Consider the following 3,315-nt stretch of genomic DNA (forward strand, 5'->3'; position numbering starts at 1 on the left):
GACTGGCCCGAAGGCTTTTACCGCAAAGACATCGGCTGGCGCGCGCTTTGATCCAATTGCGACCGGCCCAAGGGCCGGTCATTCCCCTGATCTTCGCGCCTGCGGCGCGAAGGGTATGAGTATTTAGACCAAGAAAAAAACCGGCCTCTTTTTCGTGGGGCAAATACTCCGGGGTTTGGGGCAGAGCCCCAATCCGACCTCAGTTTTCAGAACAATCGACTGCGGCAGGCAAGCTGCGGGTTTCCAGCGTCCGGCTTGTCAGCTTGCCGCCTGCAAGCCGGGTGGCGATAACCCGCGACCAGTCGGCATTGGCGGTGATGATCTCGGGGCCAGCACCGCAATCGCGGATGCCGCCCGAGATGAAATCCTGCCCGATGCTGTGATTGGTCAGGCCGGTCTTCTCGGCCACCAGCGTCAGCGCGCCGCGGTCATAGCGCCAGACCCGCAGCAATTTGGTCAGATGCGGGCGATCGATATAGGCGATCTCGACCTTGCCGTCACCATCCAGATCCGCCGCGCCCAGCGGCGCCAGCCAGCGGTGGGTGCTGCCGATGAACGGCGTGGCCGCGATCAGGCCTTTCGCGCCATAGATCGCCAGCCGCGCGCCACGGTTCAGGTCGGTCTCAATGGTGATGACCTCGGGCGCGCCGTCATTGTCCAGATCGACAAGGCGCGGTTCAAGATCCTCAAACACGCGGCTTTCAGGCAGCACGATCCGGCGGGTCTTGCCGCGATCCATCGTCAGTTCCAACGCGCCCCATTCCACCGCATCGCCAAGGATGCCGTGGTCATAGCGCGTGGTCGGGTCGGCATAGCGGGCGCCGGTGATGTCGGCTTGGGCCGCCGTCGCGCAGGCGGCGGCGACACAGGCAATCAGCGCCCGGCGCCACATCAGATTTGTTTTTCGGGCAGTTGCACGACCAGCCCGTCCAGCGCATCGGTGACGCGGATCTGGCAGGTCAGGCGCGAGCGGCCCGGTTCCGGGTTCCACGCGAATTCCAGCATGTCCTCTTCCATCGCGTCGATGCCGTCCAGCTTGTCGAACCATTCCGGCGCGATATAGGCGTGGCAGGTCGAACAAGCGCAGGCCCCGCCGCAATCGGCCTCGATGCCGGGGATATTGTTGTCGCGGGCGCCTTCCATCACCGTCAGGCCGTTGTCCACGTCGACGACATGCTCGGTGCCGTTATGCTCGATATAGGTAATTTTTGCCATTTCAGCCCTCAAACCAACGCGAATTTCGACCGCTGACATAGTGCAGCTTGGCGGGCTTGGCCAGACTGTGCACGCAGGTTTGAAGGGCTTTGTCCGCGCAGGGCCGGGATTGCGGGACTTTCGCGGTCGGGGCATCTGGGCTATTCTGCCGCTCAGAACCGGGATCAACCCGCAGCGAGCAGCCCAGATGCCCTTGAAACGCCTAGCCCTGATCGGTCTCAGCCTTGGCCTGTTGGCGGGGTGTCAAGCCGTGAATGATGCCGGGCTGACCCGCGCCAGTTTTGAGGCCGGGCCGCCGGGCGCGCCGGATGGCACCTGCTGGGCCAAGATCGAAAGCCCGGCCGTGATCGAAACCGTCACCGAGCATATCATGCTGCAACCGGCCGAGATCACCGCCGATGGTCAGGTTCTGACCCCGGCGCTTTACAAGACCGAAACCCAACAGCGGATCGTCAAGGAACGCGAAATCACCTGGTTCGAGACCCCGTGCAATGCAGCGCTTGAGCCGGAATTCGTTGCCTCGTTACAGCGGGCGCTGGCGGCGCGCGGCTATTACAAGGGGGCGGCGACCGGCGTGCTGGACAATGCAACGCGCCGGGCGGTGCGGAAATATCAGGCTGAACAAGGGCTGGACAGCCCGGTGCTGTCGCTGGCGGCGGCACAGCAACTGGGGCTGGTGGCCTATCCCCGCCCGCCCAGCGCCGGCTGAACCCCACGTAAAAAGGGCGCCCGCAGGCGCCCTTTGTTGTTGTCGAACCGCGTGCGAGATCAGTTCGCGCTTTCCTCGACTGACAGCGCCACAAAGCGCGGCTCGCCCTGGCGGCGGATCAGCAGCAGCAGCGATTTGCGCCCGGCATCGCGGGTGTCTTGCAGGCGGGCGTTGAAGTCTTCCAGCGAGGCCACTTTCTGTTGACCGGCCTCGGTGATGACATCGCCCGAGCGCAGGCCTTTTTCATAGGCCTCGCTCATTTCATCAACATTGACCACTGCCAGACCTTCGGTGGTTGCCCCGGCATCCAGCTGGCTGCGCAACTCGTCGGTCAGGGGCGTCAGGCTAAGGCCCAGCACCTGCATTTCCTCGGGCTCGACCGGCATGTCGGGCTTGGCCACGGCGGGCACGGCGCCTTCGGCGGTTTCACGGCGACCAAGGGTGACTTTCAGGGTCTGGGTCTTGCCGTCGCGGAACACCACCACGCGCACGGTTTTGCCAACCGGGCTGTTGCCGACAATGCGCACCAGATCGCGGGTGTCGGGCACGTCGACCCCGTCAAAGGACAGGATCACGTCACCGGCCTGCATCCCGGCATCGGCGGCGGGGCCTTCGGGCACATCAGTGACAAGGGCGCCGCGGGCTTCGTCCAGACCCATGGCCTCGGCCACGTCGGGGCTGACGTCCTGAATGCGCACACCCAGCCAGCCACGGCGGGTTTCACCGAATTCCTTCAACTGCGCGACCACATTGGTCACGACATTCGAGGCCATCGAAAAGCCGATCCCGATCGAGCCGCCATTCGGCGACAGGATCGCGGTGTTCACACCGATCACCTGACCATCCATGTTAAAGAGCGGCCCGCCCGAGTTGCCCCGGTTGATCGCGGCGTCAGTCTGGATGAAATCGTCATAGGTGCCCGACAGCGCCCGGTTGCGGGCCGAGATGATCCCGGCCGAGACCGAGAACCCCTGCCCCAGCGGGTTCCCCACGGCCAGAACCCAGTCGCCGACACGGGCAATATCGCTGTCGCCGAACGGCACGAACGGCAGCGGCTTGTCGCTTTCGACTTTCAGCAGCGCGATGTCGGTGTTGGGGTCGGTGCCGATGACGGTGGCTTCAAGACGTTCGCCGGTGAAAAACTCGATCTCGATCTGGTCAGCTTTTTCGATCACGTGGTTGTTGGTGACGATATAACCGTCTTCAGAGATGACAAAACCCGAGCCCAGCGCCTGACTGCGGCGTTGACGCGGTTTGTCCTGTTGGCCGTCCGGGTTCATGAAGTCCTTGAAGAAATCCTGAAACGGCGAGCCTTCGGGCAATTGCGGGCCATCGCCGGTCGAGGTCGAGACCGTGGTCGAGGTGGTGATGTTCACCACCGCCGGGCTGAC

At 63.7% G+C, this 3,315-nt stretch carries 4 protein-coding genes; 1 reads left to right on the forward strand and 3 read right to left on the reverse strand.

Features of this window, described 5'->3' with window-relative positions; genetic code table 11:
* Positions 1-199 precede the first annotated feature (199 nt).
* Together ABYW26_RS12355 and ABYW26_RS12360 are read right to left on the reverse strand one after the other, a co-directional pair.
* A complete protein-coding gene (locus tag ABYW26_RS12355) occupies positions 200-892 on the reverse strand; it encodes an FG-GAP repeat domain-containing protein (protein WP_372605203.1) in 693 nt (230 codons plus the stop codon).
* Positions 892-1,215: a 2Fe-2S iron-sulfur cluster-binding protein gene (locus ABYW26_RS12360; RefSeq protein ID WP_372605204.1), complete on the reverse strand. Its 324-nt coding sequence runs from the start codon at positions 1,213-1,215 to the stop codon at positions 892-894. The genes ABYW26_RS12355 and ABYW26_RS12360 overlap by 1 nt, the downstream gene beginning before the upstream one ends.
* A 187-nt stretch (positions 1,216-1,402) precedes the next feature.
* On the opposite strand from ABYW26_RS12360, the gene ABYW26_RS12365 reads away from it, so the two are divergent.
* Positions 1,403-1,924 carry a peptidoglycan-binding protein gene (locus ABYW26_RS12365; RefSeq protein ID WP_372605205.1) on the forward strand — a complete coding sequence of 174 codons (522 nt, stop codon included), beginning with the start codon at positions 1,403-1,405 and terminating at the stop codon, positions 1,922-1,924.
* Between the two features lie 59 nt (positions 1,925-1,983).
* Here the strand turns inward: ABYW26_RS12365 and ABYW26_RS12370 are convergent.
* Positions 1,984-3,315: Do family serine endopeptidase (locus ABYW26_RS12370; RefSeq protein WP_372605206.1), on the reverse strand; the 1,332-nt coding region annotated here is incomplete at its 5' end.

Origin of the sequence: Actibacterium sp. (genome assembly GCF_041584535.1) — a bacterium.
In the GTDB taxonomy this organism is placed as follows: Bacteria; Pseudomonadota; Alphaproteobacteria; order Rhodobacterales; family Rhodobacteraceae; genus Actibacterium_D.

Bases quoted from the DNA above. Each gene is read 5' to 3' on its own strand.
- ABYW26_RS12355 (WP_372605203.1), bottom strand. From the start codon at position 892: ATGTGGCGCCGGGCGCTGATTGCCTGTGTCGCCGCCGCCTGCGCGACG.
- ABYW26_RS12360 (WP_372605204.1), bottom strand. From the start codon at position 1,215: ATGGCAAAAATTACCTATATCGAGCATAACGGCACCGAGCATGTCGTC.
- ABYW26_RS12365 (WP_372605205.1), top strand. From the start codon at position 1,403: ATGCCCTTGAAACGCCTAGCCCTGATCGGTCTCAGCCTTGGCCTGTTG.